Genomic DNA, 25,433 nt, shown 5'->3' on the forward strand with positions numbered 1-25,433 from the left:
TCTTAATTAAAAACAACCAAAAAATTGCTCGCAATATTATTGAAAATTGCTATTTACATATATAATGCAACAATATAAAATCCAAATTAAGGTAAACGTTTACCTTAAATGAAATTGGGGGATGAGTTAAATGAGTATCATGAGTTGTAGCGAGGACTACAGCTTTAAATATGAAAAGGGAAAACGTTAACTTTGCACACGACTAGAAGGAGGAAAAAAATGGGGGAAAAAGTTAGTGTGGGTAAAAAACGTGGCGCAAAATGCCTTGCAGCAATCCTTTCAGCTGGAATGCTTGTGTCACAGATGGCTATTGGGGTAATCGCTGCGGATCAGGGGAATCTGACCACGATTGCAAGCGCAGCTGATGAGGCATCTGAAGAATTATCTGTAGGATCGACAGACAGACAATCTGACGAATCATCAAAAGAATCATCACAAGAGACAACAGAAGAAAGAACAGAAGAACCTGGGGATGCATCAAATGAGGCAGCAGGTAACTCATCAACCGAGGAGGCTGAAGATAATGCGTCAAACAATGCGTCAGGCAATGCATCATCAGAGGCTTCATCAGAAGCATCATCCGACAGCGCATCGGCTGAAGAGTCAGCAGATGCATCTACAGAATTATCATCACAAGAAGCTACAGACAGTGCATCAACTGAGAATTCTGCAGATCAGGAGGTGTTTGGAGCAAGGAAACTTGCCGAGAACTTTGATGGCGAACTATCAGAAAACGGTGGAACAATTTCTAATGAATACTTCCAGGTTTCAGTAGGCAAGTATGGCCAGATCACAACTCTTAAGCTGGTTGGAGATGAGTTTGATACAAACTATGTAATGAATGAGAGTAACACTCCTTCTCAGAATACATCAGGTCATGAATGGCTTGGAGAGCTGATGCTGGCAACAAAGAGTGGTGACGGCAGAAACTATAGGGATGAGAGAACAGCCAATTCTGGTGACATTCGTAAAATTTTTGTCGACAATGAGCAGAAAAAGATCACTGTAGTCTATGATCCTTCCCTTGATAGTAGCGTTTCCACAAAAGAGATCAATGACCTCCTTATTGTTGAAACCTATCAGCTGGTAGGAGAGAAACTAAAGTGGGACATCAGTTTAAAGAACATCACAGGCGATGATATTATCGTAGGCGATCTGGGGCTTCCTCTTCCTTTCAATGAGTTCTGGACAAGAGGAGATCAGATTTATGAGACAAGATCCGTTGATCACAGCTTTGTGGGACAGAATGGTTCTTACATTTATGTAACAAGGCCAAGCGGAGCGGGAAGATTCCTTCTGATGACACCAGACCAGAATACTGATGCAGGATTTGAGTATCAGGATCACTGGCGCACTAGTGAGCGTGAAAGCTATGAAGCTGCGTGGTGTCAGGATCAGTCAGGATGGCAGAACGGACTTAATGTTTTTTACATTCATTCTGATAATATCAAAAAGACTAACCGCGGATACCTTCCTAACACAAGTCTTAAGCTTAGCCAGGGTGAGGAAAAGAACTACACCTTTAACTTCAGTGCAGTTCCAAACCAGGAGTCCCTTGGATCAGCCCTTTACAACGAAGGGATTATTGATGCGGTAGCTGTTCCGGGCATGACTTTTGCAAGAAATATGCCGGCCAAAATGTACCTTCACACGACAATAGATCCGGAGGATATTTCTATAGATATCAAGTGCCCGGATCAGCTTGATCTTTTTGCAGGGCACGCTTCTACCGTAAGTTCAACTCTTCCTCATCAGGGCGATGCAACAATGATCTATGAAAAGACGGTAGAAAAAGACGGTGAGCAGTATCACGTATATGATCTTAAGTTTTACGATCTTGGCCACCATAACGTTACAGTAAGCTGGCAGGATAAAAAGACAACCTTCCAGTTCTACATCATGGATGACATAGACGGGGCGCTGGAAACTCATTCAACTTTCATGGTTGACAAGACACAGCTTGATCTTCCGGGGCAGACCGGAGATAAAGTCTTTGATGACTGGATGATGGATCAGAAGACTACCAGAAACAATGTAGAGCGTGACTACTTTAATATGAGCTATTGGGGCTGGGGAGATGACTGGGGATTAACCCATGGAACGTTCCTTGCTGAAAAGAATGTATATCAGCCCAAGGCATCTGAAGTAGAAGCACTTGATGAATATCTTGATAAAGCTATTTGGAATGGTCTCATGCAGGAACATCATAATGACTATCTGATACATGACTTCCTAATGAATGAGCCAAACGCATCACCTACTTATAGAGGATATGCTTACCCTCATATTTATAACACCTATTTCATGATGTACAAGATAGCCAGCAAGTATCCGGATCTTGTGGACTATAAGGAAACACCTGATACATATCTTTTAAGGGCCTATAACATTCTATACGCTCTGTATTACGGGAACGGTGTAGCCTATAACTGGAGCACTGGTGTTATGGGAGAGAGCACAACACCGGCAATCATAGATGCTCTCAGAGCAGAAGGCTTTGAAACTCAGGCACGTAATGTAGAAGCAATAATGAACGAAAAATATAACAGCTTCAAACGCCAGAGATATCCTTATGGTTCTGAGTACTCATACGACAATACAGGTGAAGAAGCCGTTTACGTTCTGGCCAAGATGCAGCTAGAAGCGGGAAAAGATACAACTAATGCAGAAAGAATGTTGTCAGCTATTGACCTTAAGACAAGAGCCTGCAGAGGTACTCAGCCTATATGGTACGAATATAGTGTTCCTGTAACTAACTGCGGTGAGAACTGGTGGCAGTTCCAATACTCTATGTCCCTGGTTGGCTTCTGTATGGATGACTATATCCGTTATCAGAACAATGGCCTTTCTGATGAAGAAAAGGCAGAGGCTCAGAGACTTAGCTATGCAGCCAAGCTTGGAAATCTGACCTGTATCAATTCAGGACAGATAGATGCAGATTCTGAGAACATTGGTGCCGCAGCTTGGACCTATCAGGCTGAGATGGGTAATCTGGGCGGACAGGGAACTGGCGGCGGAAAACTCCATAATGGCTGGAGACAGATGACAGGAGAGGCTGACCTGGGATTATTTGGTGCTGTACAGATTCTTTCATCAGACGTTGCTGAGGATCCTATATTTGGACTCTTTGGATATGGCTGTGAAGTATCTGAGAATAACGGTCAGTATGTAGTAATACCACTCGATGGTCTTTATACAAAGCTTAATCTTATAAATGAAGAATTATATCTGGAACTTGAAAGAGATCAGTATACTACCGCAACCATAAGTGACAGCAAAGACGCTCTTTCTTTTACCATCAAAAACCTCGAGGAAACAGGTCACACTTCAGAAGTTACTCTATATGGTTTAAACGAAGGCGCTTACACACTTATCGTTGATGGAGAAGCTCAGTGCGGATTTATAGTTAATTCTTCAAAGGAAGAAGTTACAGTGCCTGTAAGGCTATCGGGGGCACAGCTTCAGGAAGTACAGATAGTAGCCGGAGCCTTTGAAGGCAGCGTGGTAGTAAATGCAGGTAAAGATTTCACAGCTGATATCTATGACGAAGTAAAGCTTGCAGGAACTATAACAGATAGCAGTAATGCAGCTAATAAGATTTCTGGAACATGGACTGTTACTGCATCTCCGGAGGATGGAAGTGCGATTCTTGCAACACCTGATAATCTCAGCACTTATGTAACCTTTAGTAAGGCTGGCGCTTATGAGTTTACACTTACCGCTTCTACAGGAGAGTCAGACAGCGTAGTGGTTACTGTAACAGATGATAATCAGCTCCCTGAGCTTATAGCAGAGTATACCTTTGACAATATAAGTGGCAAAAAGATATTAAACGAAGTTGAAGGAGGCAAGGCTGCCGAGGCAGTTGGAAACTTTGCTACAGGTAATGGAAAAGATGATACTAAGGGGCTTAGTGTAAACGGAAGCAATTCAAGTGGCTATGTAAGACTTGATGAGAGCCTTTTCAAGAGGCTTAATGAAAGCACCATAAGTGCTGATATTAAGCTCAACGCATCTCAAGGTAATGGGGCCAAGGTATTTAGCCTTGATGATAATGCAGGCAAAAAGATTGCTATTTCTTTTGAAAATGGAAATGAACTTGTTCTTTCAATAAATGGAACAGCCTACAAGACAGGAGTGGCTATATCCAAGGATTTCTGGAAGAATGTAGCACTTACACTTGATGGACAGACAGCAGTTGTTTACGTGGACGGCTATGAAAAGCTCAGTGAGCCTTGCACACTTACACTGGGACAGCTTTCCTCTAATCAGTCAGATTACATTGGAAGAGGAACAAATCAGACAGATCCATACTTTGATGGAATTATAGATAATTTCAGAATCTATTCTGTAGCACTGGATTCTCAGAGAGCACTTGAAATTTTTGGAACCGGTGAAGAAGTTACTATAACTTCCGCAATAGCAGGAGATGTGGTCACACCAGTAGGAAAGGCACCTAAGCTGCCTACACAGGTGCAGGTTCTTTATTCAAACGGCTTGTTTGAAAAAGCAGATGTTACATGGGCTGAAATTGATCCTGAGAAATATAGCAAGGCTGGGGTATTTACAGTAACCGGCCGGGTAGCAGGATATGATGTAACAGCCACATTAACAGTAATGGTTGTAAATGGAAGCCTTGTAAATCTGGCTGAAAATGCAGTGCCTTCTGCTATTTACGAGAATAGAAATGATCTTGGCGGATGTCCGACACTTAACGACGGCTACGAGCCAACCTCCAGTAGAGATACAAGCCATGGCGCTTGGCACAACTGGGGCGGCAATAATGGCGCACAGGCATGGGTACAGTACACTTGGGAAGAGGAACAGATACTTACAGGAACTGACGCTTATTATTTCAGAGATGGAAATGGAAACTTCAATCCTGCATCAGTTAATTACTATTATCTTGATGCTGATGGAGTAACATGGAAGAATTTCACAGGCGTTGAGGGGCTTGGAGTTGAGCTAAACAAGTATAACAGGACCACATTTGATCCTGTCAAGACTACAGCAATCAGGATGATCATGAATCCACAGAACCTTGGCAGTGGCGTTATCGAATGGAAGGTTTACGGATATGGAGATGCGCTTTCAGCGGCCAAGCAGGCACTGAAAGATGATATCAAGGCTTATAAGCTGGTAAAAAAGACACATGTAATAGAAGGCTTTGATGGTCTTACAGCTGCTATAGCTGCTGCAGAAGAACTCCTCAAGAAAGAAGATGCAAGTGATACAGAACTAAGAGCAGCTGATGAAGTTATGGCTTCTGCATTTGCAAATCTCAAGGTTGAGGGCGATAACCTTGCATTTATCGCACAGCTGTCAGCCTCACATACATCCGGTTGGGAATCACTTCCTGCAGTTAACGACGGTAATCTTCCAATAGATTCCTACAACAGCAGGTATGGTCACTGGGGAACCTGGGGAAATACTTCTGCAAGTGAGTCTTTAACATATCTTTGGCCAACAGAAGTTACCTTTAATACCTCCAATATGTACCTGTGGTATGACGGATCTGAGATTGACAATGGTGGAATCAAATATCCTTCTCAGATCACCTACGAGATTATTGATGAAGATGGTAAATGGCAAAAGATTGCAACTGTATCTGCAGCAGAGCTGATTGTTGATGACTTTACAGTATCAGAATTTGAGAGCATCACTACAAAAGGCATCCGTGCTACATTTACAAAACTTGAAAATGACAACACAGGAGTAGGTGTTCATGAGTGGCAGATAGTAAATGTGGAAAAAGAGGAGCCTGTAAAGGCGACACTTATCAGAAAATATGGTTCATACTATCTGGTTACTGAGGATGGAACAAAACTCACAGGCCTTCAGATGGTAGAGGGCTCTTATCGCTACTTCAAGGAGCCAAAAGGAACAATGGCTATAAGCCAGTTCGTAACAATTGATGGAGAGACATACTATTTTGACTCAGAGGGACGAATGGTCACAGGATTTATGACCAAGTGGACATGCACCTATTATTTTGATGAAAAGGGCGTTCAGGTCACTGGCAGAGTTTATGAAATAGAAGGAGAGAAGTACTACTTTAATAAAAAGGGACACAAGGTAGTAAGTTCCTTTGTTGACCTTGAAGATGGAAGACATTATTTTGATTCAGAAGGTCATATGGTAATAGGCAGAACTATTACAAAATGGTTTAAGAAGTACACCTTTGATGAAAACGGAGTGCTTATTAACTAAAAAATATGAAGGGGCATTGGGCATGGAAAAAGAAATAAGGCCATTGAAACTTCAGCAGGTAAAAGTCACTGATCCTTTATTCGGGCATTATATCAATAAAGTAAGTGAAGTCATGCTGGTTCATCAGTGGAAAGCTCTAAATGATGAACTGGAAGGAACTGATCCTACGGGATGTATCAAAAACTTCCGTATAGCTGCCGGACTACAAGAGGGAGAACGGCAAGGAGTAGTTTTTCTTGATACTGATCTATATAAGTGGATAGAGTCAGCTGCCTATTGCATTGCAATAGGTAGCGGGACTCAGTTTGAAGGTAAAATTGATCAGGTGATCGATATTTTGGAAAAGGCTCAGGAAAAAGACGGATATTTAAATACTTACTTTCAGATAACAGCTCCGGAAAAGAAATGGACCAACCTGGTTGAGGGACACGAATTATATACCTCAGGACATATGATTGAGGCAGCGGTTGCTTATGCACTGGCCACCGGTAAGGAGAAATTTCTTCAAATTGCAATTAGGAATGCTGACCTTATTTGCAGGGTATTTGGAACAAAGAAAGGACAGATTCCTGGAGTTCCGGGGCATGAAGAAATTGAGTTGGCTTTGATCAAGCTTTATAGGTGGACCGGGGATGACAAGTACTTAAGGCAGGCTGATTATTTTGTCAGGCAGAGGGGAACTACACCCAATTATTTGCAGAATGAGATTGATGGCAGAAAAGGCCCGGAGTTCTTTCCTGAGTTCAGAAACTATTCCATGAAATATGCACAGGCAGAGAAACCTCCGGTAGAACAAACTGAAGCAGAAGGCCATGCCGTAAGGGCAATGTACCTGTACAGTGCTATGGCTGACCTGGCTGATTGGCAGCAGGATAAAGAAATGGAAAAAGCCTGTGACAGACTATGGGATAACATGGTAGGCAAGAGAATGTACATTACCGGAGGAATTGGTAGCAGCGGATTTTTAGAGTGCTTTACCACAGATTACGATCTGCCTAACAGTACAAATTATTGTGAGACCTGTGCTTCTGTTGGAATGATGATGTTCGGACAAAGGATGGCGGCATTAAAGAAAAATGCAAGCTATTATGATACTGTTGAAAGAGTATTGTACAACACTATTTTAGCAGCTATGAATCTTGAAGGGGACAGATACTTTTACGTAAATCCATTAGAGATGGTTCCGCAGTTTTGTACTGAGAACACCTATATGGATCATGTCAAATCTACCAGACAGAAATGGTTTAATGTAGCCTGTTGTCCACCCAATCTTGCAAGGACTTTTGCTTCTTTATCACAGTATTTATACTCCTGTGACGAAAAGGGCATTTTCATTAATCAGTTTGTATCATCTACAGTTTTAATAGATGATCCGGGGCAGGAAATATCTGTGGACCTTAAGTCATCTCTTTTGACAGATGGAACAGTAGATATCAGTATTTCAATTCTGCAAGCTGCAGATATCAGGATAAGAGTTCCTGCCTATGCCAAGGATATGACGATAGTCCTTGATGGTGAAAAGCTTTCCTATAAAGCTGAAAATAATTATGCCGTAATTTCTCTTGAGGGTGGCAAACACACAATCGAGCTTAATATGGGAGTTCATCCAAAATTTGTGGCAGCAGACCACAATGTCAGGGCTGATGCAGGTAAGGTTGCTGTAATGCATGGACCTATGGTCTATTGCCTGGAGGAGGCGGACAATGGACAGAACTTATCTGACATTTACGTGGACACTGATGCTAATCTGCTAAAGGGCAAAGCTTATGAAGAATTCCCGGGAGAAGTACCGGCGATAGAGTATGAGGGCTACAGGGTTAAGAGTGTTGGTATTGAAGATGGCAGCCTTTATGGAGAGGCAAGATTTACTAAAAAGCCTGTGAAGATCAGAGCTGTTCCCTATGCTTTTTGGAATAACAGAGGTATTGGAGAGATGGAAGTCTGGCAGAATATTTCTATCTAAAGATAGAACATTACTGCTGAAAAATAATTTTCTAAAGGAGGATATTTCAAGTATGCAAAAGAAAAGATTGTTGAGCATGGCATTAACTGTTATTACTACTACGGCAATGTTGGTAACAGGTTGTGGTGCAAGTTCTCAAAGTGCACAGGGGGAAGCGCAGGACACAACGCAGAACGCAGTAGGGACACCTAAAACAGAGACAGAGACACCTGCTTCAACTAGTGAGAGCACTGGAGAAAAGGTACATATTACCTATGCTCAGTGGGGCAATGAGACAGAGACTGCTGCAACTCAGGCGGTGGCTGATAAATTCAATCAGTCTCAGGATGAAATTGAAGTAGAAGTAATCAAGATTGACCATGATACCTATGTAACCAAGTTAAATGCAATGGCTACAGCAGGAGAACTTCCTGATACAGCCATCATGAGTGAAGCCGGAGTATTAAAATTTGCAGAGAATGGCCTGCTTGCAGACATCAGCTCAATGTACGGTGAAGGTGATTCCAAGCCTCTTGATTCCATAACCTTTAAATATCAGGGAACACCTGTGGCATATTCAGCAGCCAATGAGGTACTTAACCTTTGGTACAACATAGATCTTTTGGAAGAAATATGTTCCAAGCAGGGATTAAATGTTGCTGATTTTACACCTCCTGCAAGTGCAGACAGTGCATGGGACTGGGATACATTTGTTAAGATAGCTCAGACTCTCACAGTTGATATCAACGGTAATAACGCATTAAGTCCAGATTTTGATCCGGCAAATGTTGATGTTTACGGCTGTACAGTTAACACTCTTCCATGGCAGCTCGAAGTATGGGCAAAGAGTAATGGTGGCGGATATTATAGTGCTGACGGCAAGGAATGTACTATCAATGACGATGCAACAGTAGAAGCACTGCAGAAAATTGCAGACCTTTCAGATGTGTATCACTGTGCACCTCCTGTAACAAGCGCAGCTAACGCGCTTGAATCCTCACTTGGTTCCAAGAAGGTTGTTATGGCAACAGATGGAACCTGGAATGTAGGAACCTTCCTTGGACCATCCGCTGATTTTAAATATGGCGTAGGCGTTCTTCCTTACATGAAGGAGAAGGTTACAATTTGTACTGGCGGACCAAACGTGGTATTTGCTACAACTAAGCATCCTGAAGAAGCTATGACATGGCTCAAGTGGTACTACCAGGAAGAAAACAGCTGGTCACTTATTGAAGCAGGAACATGGATGCCTATTCTTGATAAGTGGTACACAGATGATGAATTTACAAATAAGTGGATTGATAACCCTAATTATCCTGACCATGATATGTACAAGAGTGCAGTAGTAGACTACGCAAGAGAAAATTCTCAGTCAACAGCATGGTATTATATCAACGCAACAGATGAGTTCAATGCAACACTGGATTCTGCATTCTCAGCTGTTTGGTCTGGTGATCAGACAATGAAAGAAGCAATTGATGAGTATTACGATGAGTTAAATGATATTTTCAGTACAAATAACTAATATTTGATATAGTGCCGTGCGAAGACAGTTCATGTAACTTTTGAAACATGGTCAAAAGTGCAGTGTAACTGTCTTCGCCGGCGTTGATATCAGGGGAGAGGGATTATACAATGGAAGTTGCGGGGATATATAGTACAAGCGAGGCGAAGAGTATGAAAAGAGCATCCGGCAAAAGAAAAATACGTACTTCTCAGTCCAAATATAATAGAAAAGAGGAAAGATGTGCCTATTTGTGCCTGATTCCGGCATTCCTTGGAATCACCTTTATAAGTTATCTTCCTACCATAGCAGTGTTTGTACTTAGTTTGTTTAGCTATAATGGTTTGTCCACCCCTGAATTTGTGGGTCTGGATAATTACATTAGGATTTTTACAAAAGATGTGTATTTTGCAAGTGCTGTAAAGGCAACGCTTTTGTATGCATTTTTGGCAGTTATCGGCGCGGTTATCTATTCTCTGGTGATAGCACTTATTCTAAACATGGATATTTTTGGAAGAACTATCTTCAGATCTATTTTCTTTATACCCTATCTGCTACCGGCAATAGGTGTTTTCAAAGGCTGGCAATGGCTTTATGAGCAGAACTATGGACTCTTTAACTTCATCTTCAGAATGCTGGGGATTCCACCCCAGAGATTTTTGGACAGTCCAAGGCAGGTAATACCGGCCCTTGTTCTCATCGCAGTATGGGCCAGCGGAAATCTCATAGTAATATTTCTTGCAGGACTTCAAAATGTACCTACAGTGTACAAGGAAGCTGCTCAGATAGATGGAGCCAACTCATGGCAGAGATTCTGGAACATAACTATTCCATGCATCAAGCCTATTATTTTTTATAATGTATTGACTGCTCTTATCACACATCTGCAGGTAGTTAATCCGGCTCTGGCCCTTACAAATGGCGGACCGGCCAAGAAGTCTATGTTTTTATCTTATGTTATCTACATGTATGGATTTGAAAAAAATAAGCTTGGATATGCAGCAGCTTTTTCAGTTATATTCTTTGTTCTGGTAGGCATTTTTACAATAGTATTATTTGTAACTCAAAAAGATAGCATCTTTAGCGATGAAGCATGAGAAAGGGGGAGCAGACATGACAGGAAAAGAAAAAAGGAAACTGGCAAACCGCTCAGTTGTAACATTGATTGCCTTATTTTTTGCATTTCTGACACTCCTTCCAATATGGTGGATATTCAGATCTTCACTTATGAGTGTTGCGCAGGTCAACGCTTATCCGCCATCCTTTATTCCGACAGAGTGGCTATGGTCCAACTACACCAAGACCCTTCAGACCTTCGAATACTGGACATATTTTAAAAACACCTTTTCAATTATCATTCCGGCTGTGACATTTGGTGTTATTACTGCCATCTTTTGTGGCTACGCCTTTGCCAGACTAAGGTTTAGAGGCAAAAATCTTATATTTAAGATATGTGTCAGCACAATTCTTCTTCCGGGCATGGTTACGCTGATTCCACTTTATATTGCGTGGACAAAATTCTTTGGACTTGGTGACACATATTGGCCTCTGATCCTGCCGTTTTTAACAGGTGGAGGATTCTTTAACATCTTCCTGATCAGGCAGTTCCTTATGACAATCCCCAGGGATCTTGATGAAGCTGCATCAATAGATGGGGCCGGCCGCATGAGGATATTGTGGACAATTCTTGTTCCTGCGATCAAGCCGGCAGTAGTTGTTGTTGGAATGATGTTATTTATACAGATTTGGAATGATATGCTCCAGCAGATAATCTACATTAACAGTATGAGCAAGTTTACTTTTGCCATTGCACTCACCAATTTCACAGGCTCTTTTGGAACAAACTGGCCCATGGCTATGGCAGCCACTTTTATGACTATTCTGCCTGGTATAGTAATCTATATATTTGGGCAAAAGAGCTTTGTAGAAGGTATAGTACTGACCGGTATGAAAAACTAATATATAGGGGAAAAAATGAAATACTTGAATCGTTTTATGAAATGGTATCTTGGAGAAAACGATGTGGAAAAAGAGCCGCCTAAGGACGGCTTTTTCCGCATCTTATATCTTGTTGTTAATTTTCCGGGAAAGCTGTTCATGATAAATATAATATTTATCATAAGCTGCATTCCTCTAATCACAATACCGGCTGCATGGACAGCACTTTGCGCCTTTACCGGCAAAATGTTTCTGAAGGGTTATGACTTTACCCTGGAGGACTATCTTGCAGAATTTAAAGATGGCTTTATTAAAAAGCTTGTCTTGGGCATCATGGAGTCTGCAGTCATTTTCTATGGCTATTATCTCATGAGCCTTGCGGGAAACTTTAAAGCTGTCTCTGACAATACTTCATATGTGATCATCATGGGTGCCGGCTGCGCAATATTTGGCATAGGCATTCTTTTTGCATTATGGACTTTTGTATTGGCTGCTCATCTGCGTCTTGGATTGTCAGGAATAATTAGAAACGCAGCCATACTCCTTATTCTGGAGTGGAAGAGCGACCTGAAGCTTATTATATATACAGCAATTTATGTGTTCATAATACTTGCTCTTATGCCGTACTCAATTCTTGTGCCAATGATCATTGGTAATTCTTTTTATGGCTTGATCTCTTGCAGCATAATATGTCCAGTGATAAAGCGGAGAATTACTGATCCTTATGAAGAAGCTGGTAATTAGGTAAAAAGTTGTTGACAGCTAACAGAGCGATGTCTATACTAACAACTAATAATCTTGGAGGAATCGGAAGATAAAACGATAACGGATAGTAAAGTAAAATCTGATATTGGAGATGGAACCCCAAATACAGTGGTTATGAGAGAAATCTTGTAGCCGCTATTTTTTTACAAAACAATAACTTGACACCGTGTCAGAATACTGATACAATTCATATTGACACGAAGTCAGAATAAAAAATCAGGAGACAGATATATGCCAAAAGGATCACCGGAAAGAACCGCAGCAAGAAAAGAAGAAATCATAAGTGCTTGCGAGAAGCTGTATCAGACCATGAGCTTTAAAGATATTACTCTTAAAGAGATCGGGAATGAAACATCCTTCTCAAGACCGACAATATATAACTACTACCAGACAAAAGAGGAAATATTTTTGGCCCTTTTTGAGAGGGAGTACATTCGCTGGAATGAAGAATTACAATCTATTCTTCAGGAAAATGAGAAGCTTTCCAAGGAGCAGCTTGCAAACAAGCTTGCATCATCCATAGCAAACAGGCAGCAACTGCTAAAACTTCTCTCCATGAATAACTATGATATGGAGGAAAACAGCAGACCTGAACTTCTTACATCTTTTAAGGTAGCTTATGGTGAGTCCATGAAGAATGTATGCAGGATAATCACAAAGTTCTGTCCGGAGAAATCGGTGCAGGAGATTCAGGATTTTATATATGTATTCTTCCCTTTTATGTTTGGTATTTATCCTTATACCGCAGTAACGGATAAACAGAGGGAAGCCATGAAACAGGCAAATGTGGACTATGTATATCAGTCCATTTTTGAGATAACAAATAACTGCCTGCTGAAGCTTTTATAAAGCGAGGCAGACTAATAAAAACACTAATTTCAAGGAGGAAAACTAATATGGCAAAGAAAAATATCGGAGCAACACTTGCGTTATATCCATGCCCTGTGATCGTTGTTGGGGCAATGGTAAATGATAAACCCACATGGACTCTTGTTGCACATGCGGGAACTGTGGCACACAGTCATCTGATGGTATCGTTGGTACAGGCACACTATATCAATAAGGGAATCCGTGAGAATAAAAAGCTTTCCGTAAATGTGGTAGATGAATCATGGCTTTCAAAAGCGGATAAGATGGGAACAATCAGCGGAAACAAAGAGGATAAGTCTGAGGCTTTTGCATGGACAATGGGCGAAAACGGAGCACCTATTATTGATGAAGCCAAGGTTTCTATCGAGTGTGAGGTTGATGGTAACTATGAACTTGAAAACTTCGACCACTTTATCTGCAAGATCCTTGCCACCTATGCTGATGAAGCAGTTTTAAACGAGCAGGGCAAAATCAACTATCATACCTTTAAGCCGGTATTGTTTGAATTCCCGACCTATGAGTATTTCGTTACCGGAGAAAAGGTCGGAAACTGTGGAAAGATGAACTGATTTTTCAAGTCTCTGACCTTTTATGGTCAGAGGCTTGTTTTATATAAGAAGAAAGGACAAAAATGACAGGAAAAACTTTAGTGGCTGTTTTTTCAGCAAGCGGTGTAACTAAAAAAGTAGGAGAAGAGATTGCCCGTCATAAGAATGTAAAGGGTGATGTGAAGTGGGAAAAGGGTACACAGATCAATCGCCCGGATGAAGCCATCATTAAAAAGTGGCTTGATGAAGTACTGTAAACGGAAAGGAGTCAGGCAATGAAATATACAAAACTTGGAAATTCTGATTTGAATGTATCCCGTATCTGTATGGGCTGTATGGGATTTGGTGATGCCCAAAAAGGACAGCATAGCTGGACTATTGATGAGGAACATTCCAGAGAAATTATAAAGAGAGGTCTTGATCTTGGAGTTAATTTCTATGATACGGCGATAGCATACCAGAGCGGAACCAGTGAGCAGTACGTAGGACGTGCACTTAGAGATTTTGCAAAGCGCAAGGATGTGGTTGTTGCGACCAAATTTCTTCCGAGAACACCGGAAGAGATAGAAAAGGGAATTACCGGTCAGCAGCATATAGAAAATATGATAAACACTAGCCTTCAGAATCTTGGAATGGACTATGTGGATCTGTATATCTATCACATGTGGGATTGGAATACAGATATCTACGATATTATGGATGGCTTGAACCGTATCGTAAAAGCAGGCAAGGCAAGGTACATCGGCATTTCAAACTGCTTTGCTTGGCAGATTGCAAAGGCTAATGCTCTGGCAGAAAAAGAAGGATTTGCTAAGTTTGTTTCAATCCAGGGGCATTATAATCTGATCTTCCGTGAAGAAGAGCGTGAGATGGTGCCTTATTGTGAAGAAGAGAATATCGCACTCACTCCGTACAGTGCGCTGGCAAGTGGAAGACTATCCAGAAAGCCCGGTGAGGGAGATACCAAGAGAGCTGCTGAGGATGCATATGCAAAGTTTAAGTATGATGCTACAGCGGAGCAAGATGCTGTGATCATAGGTCGTGTAGCAGAGCTTGCTGAGAAACACGGTGTTACCATGACGGAAGTATCACTGGCATGGCTTCTTACCAAAGTGACATCGCCGGTAGTTGGAGCGACTAAGTTTCATCATATAGAAGGGGCTGCAAAAGCGGTGGATTTGGAACTGACTGACGAAGAGCTTACTTACCTTGAAGAGCCATATGTGCCTCATCCGCTTGCAGGAGTCATGGCACAGAATAAAAGAACTGATGCATCAAAGAAACATGTTTGGACTACAGGTGCACAGAAAATATTAGGAGGCGAGAAATAAGATGGCAGAAAAAATCGTACAAACCGCAGGAAGAGAGCAGCTTGGAGAATTTGCACCAATGTTCGCACATTTAAATGATGACGTATTATTTGGTGAGGTATGGAATGAAGAAGCCATTGATGTGAAGACCAAATGTATTATTACAGTGGTTTCGCTTATGGCTTCAGGTATCACAGACTCATCGCTTTCATATCACCTTCAGAATGCAAAGGCGCATGGTGTAAGCAAAGAAGAGATAGCTGCAATCATAACCCATGCTACCATGTATGTAGGATGGCCTAAAGGATGGGCGGTATTCCGTCTTGCTAAAGAAGTATGGAATGAGGAAGTACCTGAACTGACAGAAAAGGACAGATACCAGAATACTATTTGCTTCCCTATAGGCGAAGAGAATCCTTATGGGCAGTTTTTTGTAGGGCAGAGCTATCTGGCTCCCGTTTCTATAGAGCAGGTGCCAGTCTTCAACGTGACTTTTGAGCCGGGATGCCGTAATAACTGGCACATTCATCATGCAAAGAATGGTGGCGGTCAGATGCTGATCTGCATCGGAGGAAGAGGATATTATCAGGAATGGGGTAAAGATCCAGTGGAGATGACTCCCGGTAAAGTAATAAACATTCCTGCTGAAGTTAAGCATTGGCACGGAGCAGCACCGGATTCATGGTTCTCTCATCTTGCGATTGAGGTTGCCGGGGAAGAAACAAGCAACGAGTGGCTGGAAGCCGTGTCAGATGAAGACTATGGCAAACTGAAATAGAAAGGTGACGCAAAATGAAGAAAAAGAATAGTGGATGTCTGTATGACCGTCCTCTTATTATGTCTGATGGCTTATCAGGTTACAGGCGAAGCATTGCATGAGTGGTCATGCAGTACCTTTTCTGTATGGAATGACGAAGGTTTCCTTTGCCAGAAGGATGCATCTGTCCATGTCACACTGGGCATTTGTACTTATGGGACTGCATCTTGGAATGCATATTCCGGTAATGTTTGCAAGGCTACGGCTTACAGATAAGTTGAAGACGGTGATATCTGCAGCATTATGTGTTGTGGCTGGCATTGGATTGTTTTTATTCATTAGGAACGGAATGCCGGATTATCTTTTTTTCCGTGTTCCCTTTGCTTTCCTTGATTATGAGAAGGCAGGAATATTGGTATTTGTTGAAAATGCCCTAATGCTTTTATTCTGGGGATTTATTGTCCGGATTCCGGTTGCGATGATATTAAAAAAACATTTTTGGACTTAGTGGTGTTTGGATGGCTTTTTTGGTAAGTCATATAGTCAGTGCCATCTTTGGGCTGATTATATACAAGCTTAATACCATTGAAAAAACATCTGTTGACATGAAGTATTCTGAGGTATAATATATATCAAAATGATATATCTAATTGATATATGCGAAGGAGTGTTCAATGAAGCGTCAGACAATAAGAAGAACGATTATTTTCATGTCATTCCTGCTGTTTCCAATAACAGCGTGGTACTTTTCACCATACCTGATAATCATGGCAGCATCAGAACATATCATGAACGGAAGCTTTATAGTCTTTATGAGCTTGCTTATTTTTTCGGTGTTCTTTGGACGTGCCTTTTGCGGATATCTCTGTCCGGCAGGAGGGCTACAGGAATGTGTAGCAAGATGCAATGATAAGTCCGCGAAGCAGGGCTGGAGGAATAAGATTAAATACGTTATCTGGATACTGTGGATCTCCGCTATAGTTGTGACTTTCATCCTCGGGAAAAACCATGTAACCATAGATCCGTTTTTCATGACAGATCACGGTATTTCAGTGACAGAAATACATAACTATATTGTCTATTACGGAGTACTTCTGATATTGGTTCTTCCGTCACTGATACATGGAAGGAGAGCAACATGCCATTATCTTTGCTGGATGGCGCCATTTATGGTGATTGGGAGCAGCATAGGTCGTTTTCTTCATGTCCCCCAGCTTCATGTTGAAGCATCTGCAGCGGACTGTATTTCATGTAACAGGTGTTCAAGGGCTTGTCCAATGGGGCTTGACGTCGCACATATGGCAAAGGAAGGCAGCAATTCAAAGTGCACCGAGTGCATATTGTGCGGAGCTTGTGTTGATGAATGTCCGAAAAAAGTTCTAAAATACTGTTGGAGGTGGAAATAATGGCCAAAGACAGAAAGATAGACATGGTGATTCTGGGCTTGTTATCCCATGATGATCTGACCGGATATGATATAAAAAAACAGATCGACGGAAGTATAAGGTTCTTCTGGAAGGGAAGCTTTGGTAGCATTTATCCCGCTCTTGCGGAACTGGAAAAACAGGGCAGCGTAAGGCGTCTTAAGGGTAATGACAGTGGCGGCCGGGAGAAGATCATTTACAGCATTACCGGTCAGGGAAAAGAGATACTCAGAGCATGGGTAAGAGACGAGAAGGCAAGCAACGATCTTAAATATGAGACTTTGATGAAACTGTTTTTCGGAGGGGTTGAAAGTAAAGAGACAGCACTTAGGAATATAGAAGTCTTTGAAGAACAGATAAAGGCTGACCTTAAGGTATTACAGGTATATAAGGCTAATATTGAAAAAGCACTTGATGAAGAAGATCATGTTTATTTCTATCTTACGATACTGTTTGGAATAGAAACCTATGAGGCATATTTGAAATGGTGCAACAAAGCAAGAAAGGTTCTGGCATGAAAAGGATTATAATTTATTTCTCATTAGAAGGTAACACAGAGTATATAGCAGATGAACTGGCAAAGGTACTTCCAGCAGATAAATTAAAACTTGTTCCAAAGAAAGCGTATTCGACCAGTGGATTCTCAAAGTTTTTCTGGGGTGGGAAGAGTGCTGTTATGGCAGAAAAGCCCGAGCTTGAGGCATACGATCTGGACGTGTCAGCTTATGATGAGATTATTTTTGGGTTTCCTGTTTGGGCAGGAACGTTCACGCCTCCGCTTCGGACGTTTATTTTGGAGAATAACGAGAACTTGAAAAATAAGACTATAGCTGCATTTGCCTGCCAAAGCGGTTCCGGGGCAGAGAGAGCTTTTTCTAAGCTAAAGGACTGCATTGGAATCACCAGCTTTGCCGCGACTGCGATTTTCATTGATCCGAAAGATAAACCTTCAGAAGATAATACGCATAGACTCAGCGAGTTTTGTCAGATGCTATAGCAGAATTTTAAGTAGTGTAAAACAGACCTATATCCGTATAAAGGTAGGTCTGTTTTTGGTTTTAAGATAATATGAAATCAGGAGAAATAAAGAGGAGAATGATGATAAAAACAGAAAGAATAAAGATATATCCCGCTAGTAGAGAGCAGATGGAAAGAATAATCCAGGCGGAAAAGGATGATGAGCTTAAGAAGGCATATGGTGAAATGCTGGAGGGGTGCCTTACGCATCCGGATCAGTGGGACTGGTATGCCATGTGGATGATTGAAAAGACAGATGGAACACATATCGGAGATCTGTGTTTCAAGGGGCTTGAGGAGAAAAATCCTGAAATCGGATACGGAATTTTAGATGAGTTTCAGGGACATGGCTATGCAACAGAGGCTGTGAGCCTGGCAATAAAATGGGCATTTGAACATCCGGAAATAGTGGCTGTTGAGGCAGAGACAGATCCTGACAATGCGGCGTCGCAAAGAGTGCTGATGAAATGTGGATTTGTAGCTAATGGAGAAATTGGAGAAGAGGGACCCAGGTTTATTGTTTATAAGGAGCAGGGCAAATGAATTTCAAGAAATTTGTAAAATCTATCCGCCAGATAAGTGGATGATAGAAGCCGGACACCCGCCGGTGAAGGCATGGTACAAGATACAGGATATGGCCTATGAAAAAAAACTTATAAAAGAAGCGTTTATCGGTCCTTGTAAGGTGATGTTTTTTGATATATGGTCAGTAGTTTCTTTATATGAAAAAGAATTAAAGCGCGATCCATATGGACTATGGGGGTTACGGAGATGATTTTGGAGGAGCGAACTATTAATCTACAAATTGATGTGATTGAGCCATTTGACAGAATAATTGCTGTAAGATGGCTCTTTTTTCTGATATATTAGAACTATGTCATCGTTGGCGGAGGGAAAAATGGTATTTGGGGAAATATCTATTAAGGATAAGCTTGGAAGAACAATAATACTTAGAAATGCCAGACCGGAGGATGCTGGAAGATGAAATTAATAATATTGAGTGGCTCTTTTTTGATGTTGGCTCAACTTTGGTAAGTGAAGAAAAACCTTTTTTTCATAGGCTTCATGAAATTGCTGAAGTATGGGATAAAAGCATTGTTCCGGATGATCAGTATTTATATAAAAGGCCAGAATACAATTGTGACTAAAGGAAGTAAATCATGTATCTGTATCATTACTATGATAAACGCACAGGCCCATGCAAGCGTATAACGTTATTACCTGATGAGGAATCAAAGGCCTTGCTGGATCAAATCCGTCTTGAGAGACCTGATTCGATGTGTGCCAAAAGAGATGACTCATATGTTGATAAGAGAAAGAAATGTGAGGCAAAGCTGAAAGAAGCATTTTTAGCTAAAGGAGGACTCATAGAGATAGATAGTCCGTACTATTTTGTTGTTGAGCATAGTCCGTGGCTTTATTCATGGTATGAGCAGCCGGATTTTATTAAGATTCCTGCTTCAGAGATAGACCTTCGATATGTTTCTTTTACGTATGGTGATTCAATGCCGACATTTGCAGTTCAAGACGGTAAGGAATATCGCGGGCAAGTATACACTTATGATGAAATCCTTAAGATTATCGATAAGTATGGTTTGCCGCAGAATTGGAATGATGATGGTGCCCATGGTCCGGAACGCTATATAGAGGTTCATATTTGGAAAAAAAGATTTGATGGAGAAAGTTAATGAGTGAGTTGTGGGATGTATACACGATAGACAGGAAACTAATCGGAAAGACCTGCATTCGCGGTGAACAGGGGAAGCTTGCTGATGATGAGTTTCATCATTGGGTTATGGTATGGATAAAGAATCCAAAGACTGGAAAATATCTGGTATCACAGAGAGCTGCAGACAAGGACACGGATCCTTTGAAATGGGAAACAGTTGCAGGACACTCTATAGCAGGTGATACAAGTCTTGATGCTGCACTTCGAGAGGTTTATGAGGAAGTAGGGATTACTTTAAAGCGTGAGGATGCAAAAATTCTGGCAACAAAAGTAGCTATGATTATAGATGGTCGGCGCCACAACTGGATACGTGATTCATTTTATTTTGAAACAACCATGGAGCCGGATCTTAACAAAGCAACTACCAATGAGGTTATACAAACAAAGTGGCTTACCTTTGATGAAATAAAAGAGATGTATGAACGCGGTGAGTGCTGTCTCAATATGGGAGACCTTTATGGATTTGAATTAAATCCGGTACCACAGGATGGCTATAAGGACATTATCGGTCAGATCGTAAAGGGGAAAATAGACCGTCCTATGGGAAGTTATCACCCACGTCATAAAGACCTTTATTATCCAGTCAACTATGGCTATGCCTATGGAATCATAGGTGGTGATGGAGCGGAGCAGGACATATACCTTCTGGGCGAGATTTCAGCAGTTACAGAGTTTGTTGGAAAAGTAATTGCGGTTTATCACAGATACGATGATGACGAAACTAAATGGATAGTTATTCCTTGCGATGAAAATGGAACTGTGAGGAGTGATATCAAGATTCCAAGTAAAGACGAGATATATGCGCAGATTGCATTTCAGGAACAATTTTACAGCGGAGTTTTGGTGGGGATGTAAGTAGTTGACAGAACAGTGGAGAAGAAAAATACGGAGAATTGAAGGAGAAGAAGGAAATTGGGGACAATTAAAGATTACAGAAATATGGTAGAGCAGCCTTGGGGAAAAATGTTCTATGATCTTATTTACAAACAGTTAAACATTCCCAATGACAATAGAAATAAGGTACTGGATTTTGGAGCGGGGTTCTGTATAACTGCGAATCACTATGCCAAGAATCATGATGTTACTGCAGTAGAGCCCAGTGAGGAGATGCGTGAACTTCGCGTTAATACTTGCAATTATACATTAGTGCCCGGAGGAATAGATTATTTACAGAGTATAGGAGATAACATTTTTGACGTGGTCATCTGTCATAACGTTATTGAATATGTTGATGATATGGGTGGTGTGCTTGCACAGTTAATAAGAGTCCTAAAGCCAGGCGGAATTTTATCGATAGTAAAGCATAATGAATATGGTAAGGCATTTGCGTATGCTGTATTAAACGACAACCCCGCGGCAGCATTAGATGTTCTTGATAAGTGCACCGAAGAAAGTGCTTTTGGAAACAGAAATGTTTATAGCAACGAGTATCTTGCTGATTTCTTTGCTGATGATGCAGAGCTAAAAGATGTTTTTGGTATAAGGACATTCTTTGGGTTGTCATCAAACAATGAGATCAAATTCAATGAAGAATGGTATAGCAACATGCTTGAACTGGAAACAAAGGCTGGAGCAATTGATGAGTATAAGAAGGTCGCTTTTTATAATCACCTGGTATTTAGAAAAAAATAAAAAAGAGAAATGAACATAAGAAAAATGACTGAATCAGACCTTTTGAATCTATATGGGACATTATCGGATTCAGAAGTTATGGAATATATAGAAGAACCATATACATTGGATAAGACGAAGTTTTTTCTTAAAAAAGCAGTTCTAACAGAAAAGCCTCTAATATATGCTGCAGAGGACGATAATGGAAACTATATAGGTTACGTTATCTATCATGAGTATGAGCAGAATATTAATGAAATTGGCTGGATTTTAGATAAATCTACTTGGGGTAAAGGATATGCAAGCAAACTGACAGAAAAGCTTATAGAGAAAGCAAGGCTTGATGGAAAGAATGTAATCATTGAGTGTAGTCCTAAACAGGAAGTTACAAAGCACATCGCAGTTAAGTATGGCTTTGAATATGAAGGTCAAAAGGATGGGCTGGACATTTATTTGCTAAAGTTAAATCGGAAGATTGACGATGATATTGAGCTGATTCCTTATTACAGAAATGATGACAAATCTTTTCCGTGGTACCAGGATACTGATGTCTGCAAACAGGTTGATAACATAGACCATGTGTATGATATTGATACTTTGCATGCTATGTACGATTTTCTTAGTAGCCATGGTAACTGCTACTACATAAAGTATCAGGGCAGACTTGTGGGGGATGTATCTCTTAGGGATAATGCAGAGCTTGCAATAGTTGTCTGTAAGGAGTATCAAAACCGTCACATTGGCAGAAGATGCATACTGAATATGATTGAACTTGCCCGAGAAAAAGGTATGACTAAAGTTAGAGCTAACATCTACTCTTTTAACACTCAAAGCCAGCGGATGTTTAAGTCCGTAGGTTTTGTCAGAACAGATGACGAATGGTTTGAGTACCGTATTTGAAGTGGAGTTTTGGTGGGAATATGAAGCTAAGGGAATATTTACCTTCTAAGGATTTCGACAATATTAAAAGCTGGATAGATGATGAAAGGACACACGCTATGTGGTGTGCAGGCCGCTTTGAATATCCTCTTGAGAAAGAAAACTTTGAAGCGGTTCTTGAGGATATGCACTCGAAGTGGGGAGATACTCCGTTTATTGCAAGCCTTGATGACGGCAATAATGTGGGTTTCTTTTGCTATTCATTAAATGATGAGACTAAAGAAGGCATGCTGAAGTTTATTGTGGTCAATTCATTGCTGCGTGGAAAAGGTGTTGCAAAGGAAATGCTTGAGCTGGCATCGCAATATGCTTTTGAAGAAACAGGAGCGAAAGCACTTCATCTAAATGTCTTTTCCGAAAACATCAGAGCAAAGAAGTGCTATCAGAAGGCTGGATTTACTGAGTGGAGTGTTACAGAAAATGCATTTTCTTATAAAGATGAATCCTGGGGAAGATGCAATATGTTCAAGATGCTTAATGGAATGATCAGAGAGGTTAAGCGGGAAGAAATCTCTTTATGTGCAAATATTATTAAAAAGAGTTTTAAGACTGTTGCTGATGAATATGGTTTTACAGAGGAAAATGCTCCGAGGTTTACTGCATTTGCAACTACCGATGAGAGACTATACTGGCACATGGATGGCGAGCATAGACCGATGTATGTGTTTGAGGTAGACGGTGTACTGTGCGGATATTACTCGTTACTCCTTCAGGATAACAATGAGTGCGAGTTGAACAATCTTGCTGTATTACCAGAGTACAGACATAAGGGAATAGGGAAAGAGCTATTGGAGCATTCTTTTAAAATCGCCCGAAGCAAAGGCTGTAGATTGATGAATATCGGAATAGTAGAAGAGAATACGCGGCTTCGTAAGTGGTATGAGGATAACGGAGCTGTTCATGTGGGGACAAAGAAATTTGATTTCTTTCCATTTACATGTGGTTATATGAAAAAAGAACTGTAGATTATGGAGGCGTGTGTATGTGCGGAGTATGTGAAAGAATTAAAGAAACAAAAGCAGGGGACAATCCATTTCTTGTAAAAGAACTGGAAACTGGATATGTGGTAATTGGGGATTTCCAGCATTTTAAGGGATATACATTATTTTTGTATAAAGACCATGTTGTTGAATTGTTTGATCTGGACAAGGAAACAAGAGCAAAGCACTTATATGAAATGACACTTGTTGCTGAAGCTGTGAAAAATGCTTTCGGAGCTGAAAAGATGAATTATGAGTGTCTGGGAAATGGTGAAGGTGGTGCACATATTCATTGGCATCTGTTTCCAAGAAGGGCTGGCGACATAGATAACTATGGAAACCAAGGCAAGGGACCTGTCTGGTGCTATCCAAGTGAAAAAATGTACGCTGACATAAACAGACCCAACAGTGAAGAACTAGAAGAGATGAAAACAAAACTTCTTTGTGAGCTGGATAAACTATTGTAATACATTAAGACAGATTGATGAAGGATGAGACTTTGAGTTAAACACAGAGCGTGCAATGATTAAGTAGAGGGTAAGAGGCATAAGAACATGAGTCTACAATTTGTAAAAGCAAGCACTTCTGATGCTTTGACACTAAATGGAATATCTAAAAGAGCTTTTGACAGCGATGTTCAGGTCGGAGCACCTTCAGCAGGTGGACCTCCTGGATATATGTCTGTGCCTTTTCATACCAAGATGGCCAGATCAAATCATTTGTACAAGTTAACCGATGATGGATTGATTGTTGGCGGAGCTATTCTGTTTTCTGATAAAGACAAGCTGAACATCGGAAGGATATTTGTAAGTCCAGAGCATTTCCGTAAAGGCTATGGAATCTACATGATGCAGGAAATTGAGGCGATGTTTTCAGATGTAAAGGAATTCACGTTGGATATGCCCATTTGGAATGTCAGAACAAATGCATTTTATTCTAAGCTTGGGTATACAGAAGCAAGACGTGATAACGAGTTTATTTATTATTCTAAGAAACATGAGTGAAAGAGGTAAGTATGGCATCAACTAAAGAGTACTTGGATTTTATATTAGAGCAGCTCTCTGGGCTAGATGAGATAGCATATAAAGCCATGATGGGTGAGTACATCATTTATTATCGTGGCAAGATCGTTGGTGGTATCTATGATGACCGCTTCCTTATAAAGAACGTAAAGGCAGCCATAGACAAGATGCCTGACGCTGATCTGGAGCTTCCTTATGAAGGAGCAAAAGAGATGCTGGGAGGATATGTATGAACGCTAGAGAATACCTGGATATTTTACACGTTGCTGAGAGATTAAAAGATACACCTCGTCATTGTACGACTACGAAGCGCAGAACAGAGAGCGTTGCTGAACATAGTTGGCGTATTTCTCTGATGGCATTTCTTTTGAGGCATGAGTTTCCGGAGCTGGATATAGATAAAGTTGTAGACATGTGTCTCATCCATGATCTGGGGGAATGCTTTACCGGAGATATTCCAACCTTTATCAAAACAGATGATGACAGAGAAGTTGAGGATTCGCTCCTCAACCAATGGGTGCAATCTTTGCCGGAGGAATTATCTAAAGAAATCTCTGAGTTATACAAAGAGATGGATGCGCAGGAAACTAAGGAAGCAAAGCTATACAAATCTCTTGATAAACTTGAAGCTCTTATACAGCACAATGAATCTCCTATAGATACATGGTCAGAAAACGAGTATGAGCTAAATAAAACATATGCATTTGATACTGTTGCATTCTCAGATTGGCTTACTGAACTGAGAAAAGAGATTTTGGATGATACCCTAAAAAAGATAGAAGCTGAGAAGCAGTAACTTGCAGGATAACCAACCATCTATGTTGTGGACAAGGGACGCCACCCTTGACGGAACCTGCTGGAAACGCA

26 protein-coding genes and 1 pseudogene are annotated in these 25,433 nt (G+C 40.9%); all 27 read left to right on the top strand.

All coding sequences use genetic code 11. The features are described from left to right. Positions 1–219: 219 nt before the first annotated feature. The 27 genes and pseudogenes from G588_RS20425 to G588_RS0114570 all read left to right on the top strand — a co-directional run bounded on the left by G588_RS20425 (position 220) and on the right by G588_RS0114570 (position 25,362). Positions 220–6,210: a DUF5695 domain-containing protein gene (locus G588_RS20425; RefSeq protein WP_022779437.1), complete on the top strand. Its 5,991-nt coding sequence runs from the start codon at positions 220–222 to the stop codon at positions 6,208–6,210. 22 nt (positions 6,211–6,232) lie between these two features. Further along, positions 6,233–8,173 (top strand): glycoside hydrolase family 127 protein, encoded by a 1,941-nt coding sequence (locus G588_RS0114430; protein WP_035788621.1) that lies wholly within the window; start codon positions 6,233–6,235, stop codon positions 8,171–8,173. 52 nt (positions 8,174–8,225) lie between these two features. Beyond that, a complete protein-coding gene (locus G588_RS0114435) occupies positions 8,226–9,677 on the top strand; it encodes an ABC transporter substrate-binding protein (protein WP_022779439.1) in 1,452 nt (483 codons plus the stop codon). Between the two features lie 152 nt (positions 9,678–9,829). Continuing rightward, positions 9,830–10,753, top strand: a complete 924-nt coding sequence (locus G588_RS0114440; protein WP_042258082.1) for a carbohydrate ABC transporter permease — start codon at positions 9,830–9,832, stop codon at positions 10,751–10,753. Between the two features lie 16 nt (positions 10,754–10,769). After that, the gene (locus G588_RS0114445) at positions 10,770–11,615 is read left to right on the top strand and encodes a carbohydrate ABC transporter permease (protein WP_022779440.1); all 846 of its coding nucleotides are present in this window, start codon (positions 10,770–10,772) and stop codon (positions 11,613–11,615) included. A gap of 138 nt (positions 11,616–11,753) precedes the next feature. Then, positions 11,754–12,338: a DUF624 domain-containing protein gene (locus G588_RS0114450; RefSeq protein ID WP_196804987.1), complete on the top strand. Its 585-nt coding sequence runs from the start codon at positions 11,754–11,756 to the stop codon at positions 12,336–12,338. A gap of 252 nt (positions 12,339–12,590) precedes the next feature. Continuing rightward, on the top strand, positions 12,591–13,208 hold the full coding sequence (locus G588_RS0114455) for a TetR family transcriptional regulator (RefSeq protein ID WP_022762071.1): 618 nt from the start codon (positions 12,591–12,593) through the stop codon (positions 13,206–13,208). Positions 13,209–13,255: 47 nt separating this feature from the next. Further along, positions 13,256–13,798 carry a flavin reductase family protein gene (locus G588_RS0114460; RefSeq protein WP_022779442.1) on the top strand — a complete coding sequence of 181 codons (543 nt, stop codon included), beginning with the start codon at positions 13,256–13,258 and terminating at the stop codon, positions 13,796–13,798. Positions 13,799–13,860: 62 nt separating this feature from the next. After that, a complete protein-coding gene (locus G588_RS22540; RefSeq protein ID WP_022779443.1) occupies positions 13,861–14,034 on the top strand; it encodes a hypothetical protein in 174 nt (57 codons plus the stop codon). Positions 14,035–14,052: 18 nt separating this feature from the next. Continuing rightward, positions 14,053–15,108, top strand: a complete 1,056-nt coding sequence (locus G588_RS0114470; protein WP_022779444.1) for an aldo/keto reductase — start codon at positions 14,053–14,055, stop codon at positions 15,106–15,108. Between the two features lies 1 nt (position 15,109). Further along, positions 15,110–15,865, top strand: a complete 756-nt coding sequence (locus G588_RS0114475; protein ID WP_022779445.1) for a carboxymuconolactone decarboxylase family protein — start codon at positions 15,110–15,112, stop codon at positions 15,863–15,865. A 97-nt stretch (positions 15,866–15,962) separates the two neighbouring features. Next, positions 15,963–16,352: a hypothetical protein gene (locus G588_RS0114480; protein WP_022779446.1), complete on the top strand. Its 390-nt coding sequence runs from the start codon at positions 15,963–15,965 to the stop codon at positions 16,350–16,352. Between the two features lie 166 nt (positions 16,353–16,518). Further along, a complete protein-coding gene (locus G588_RS0114485; RefSeq protein ID WP_022779447.1) occupies positions 16,519–17,250 on the top strand; it encodes a 4Fe-4S binding protein in 732 nt (243 codons plus the stop codon). Next, entirely contained in the window at positions 17,250–17,786 is a 537-nt protein-coding gene (locus tag G588_RS0114490) for a PadR family transcriptional regulator (protein ID WP_022775675.1), read from the top strand. Before G588_RS0114485 ends, G588_RS0114490 begins: the two co-directional genes overlap by 1 nt. Continuing rightward, positions 17,783–18,265 carry a flavodoxin family protein gene (locus G588_RS0114495; protein WP_026668807.1) on the top strand — a complete coding sequence of 161 codons (483 nt, stop codon included), beginning with the start codon at positions 17,783–17,785 and terminating at the stop codon, positions 18,263–18,265. The genes G588_RS0114490 and G588_RS0114495 overlap by 4 nt, the downstream gene beginning before the upstream one ends. A 149-nt stretch (positions 18,266–18,414) precedes the next feature. Then, positions 18,415–18,828, top strand: coding sequence for a GNAT family N-acetyltransferase (locus tag G588_RS20430; RefSeq protein ID WP_242830372.1), 414 nt, complete (start codon positions 18,415–18,417; stop codon positions 18,826–18,828). A 40-nt stretch (positions 18,829–18,868) separates the two neighbouring features. Then, positions 18,869–19,060 (top strand): hypothetical protein, encoded by a 192-nt coding sequence (locus G588_RS22810; RefSeq protein ID WP_196804988.1) that lies wholly within the window; start codon positions 18,869–18,871, stop codon positions 19,058–19,060. A 196-nt stretch (positions 19,061–19,256) separates the two neighbouring features. After that, positions 19,257–19,433: a hypothetical protein gene (locus G588_RS22545; protein ID WP_022779452.1), complete on the top strand. Its 177-nt coding sequence runs from the start codon at positions 19,257–19,259 to the stop codon at positions 19,431–19,433. A gap of 12 nt (positions 19,434–19,445) precedes the next feature. Next, positions 19,446–19,973, top strand: a complete 528-nt coding sequence (locus tag G588_RS0114525) for a hypothetical protein (RefSeq protein WP_013282118.1) — start codon at positions 19,446–19,448, stop codon at positions 19,971–19,973. Further along, the gene (locus G588_RS23410) at positions 19,973–20,869 is read left to right on the top strand and encodes an NUDIX domain-containing protein (RefSeq protein WP_022779453.1); all 897 of its coding nucleotides are present in this window, start codon (positions 19,973–19,975) and stop codon (positions 20,867–20,869) included. The genes G588_RS0114525 and G588_RS23410 overlap by 1 nt, the downstream gene beginning before the upstream one ends. Before the next feature lie 57 nt (positions 20,870–20,926). After that, a complete protein-coding gene (locus G588_RS0114535) occupies positions 20,927–21,646 on the top strand; it encodes a class I SAM-dependent methyltransferase (protein WP_022779454.1) in 720 nt (239 codons plus the stop codon). A 24-nt stretch (positions 21,647–21,670) separates the two neighbouring features. Next, positions 21,671–22,525 carry a GNAT family N-acetyltransferase gene (locus G588_RS23135; RefSeq protein ID WP_081644364.1) on the top strand — a complete coding sequence of 285 codons (855 nt, stop codon included), beginning with the start codon at positions 21,671–21,673 and terminating at the stop codon, positions 22,523–22,525. A gap of 20 nt (positions 22,526–22,545) precedes the next feature. Continuing rightward, positions 22,546–23,529, top strand: coding sequence for a GNAT family N-acetyltransferase (locus G588_RS23140; RefSeq protein WP_242830373.1), 984 nt, complete (start codon positions 22,546–22,548; stop codon positions 23,527–23,529). A gap of 17 nt (positions 23,530–23,546) precedes the next feature. Continuing rightward, positions 23,547–24,011, top strand: coding sequence for an HIT family protein (locus tag G588_RS0114555; protein WP_022779456.1), 465 nt, complete (start codon positions 23,547–23,549; stop codon positions 24,009–24,011). A gap of 87 nt (positions 24,012–24,098) precedes the next feature. Next, positions 24,099–24,548: a GNAT family N-acetyltransferase gene (locus G588_RS0114560; protein ID WP_022779457.1), complete on the top strand. Its 450-nt coding sequence runs from the start codon at positions 24,099–24,101 to the stop codon at positions 24,546–24,548. 11 nt (positions 24,549–24,559) lie between these two features. Then, positions 24,560–24,784, top strand: a pseudogene (locus tag G588_RS20445) (TfoX/Sxy family protein); the annotation flags it as partial. 11 nt (positions 24,785–24,795) lie between these two features. Further along, positions 24,796–25,362 (top strand): HD domain-containing protein, encoded by a 567-nt coding sequence (locus G588_RS0114570; RefSeq protein WP_026668811.1) that lies wholly within the window; start codon positions 24,796–24,798, stop codon positions 25,360–25,362. The last annotated feature ends 71 nt before the right edge of the window (positions 25,363–25,433 follow it).

The organism is Butyrivibrio sp. AE3009 (genome assembly GCF_000420845.1).
Taxonomy (GTDB): domain Bacteria; phylum Bacillota; class Clostridia; order Lachnospirales; family Lachnospiraceae; genus Butyrivibrio.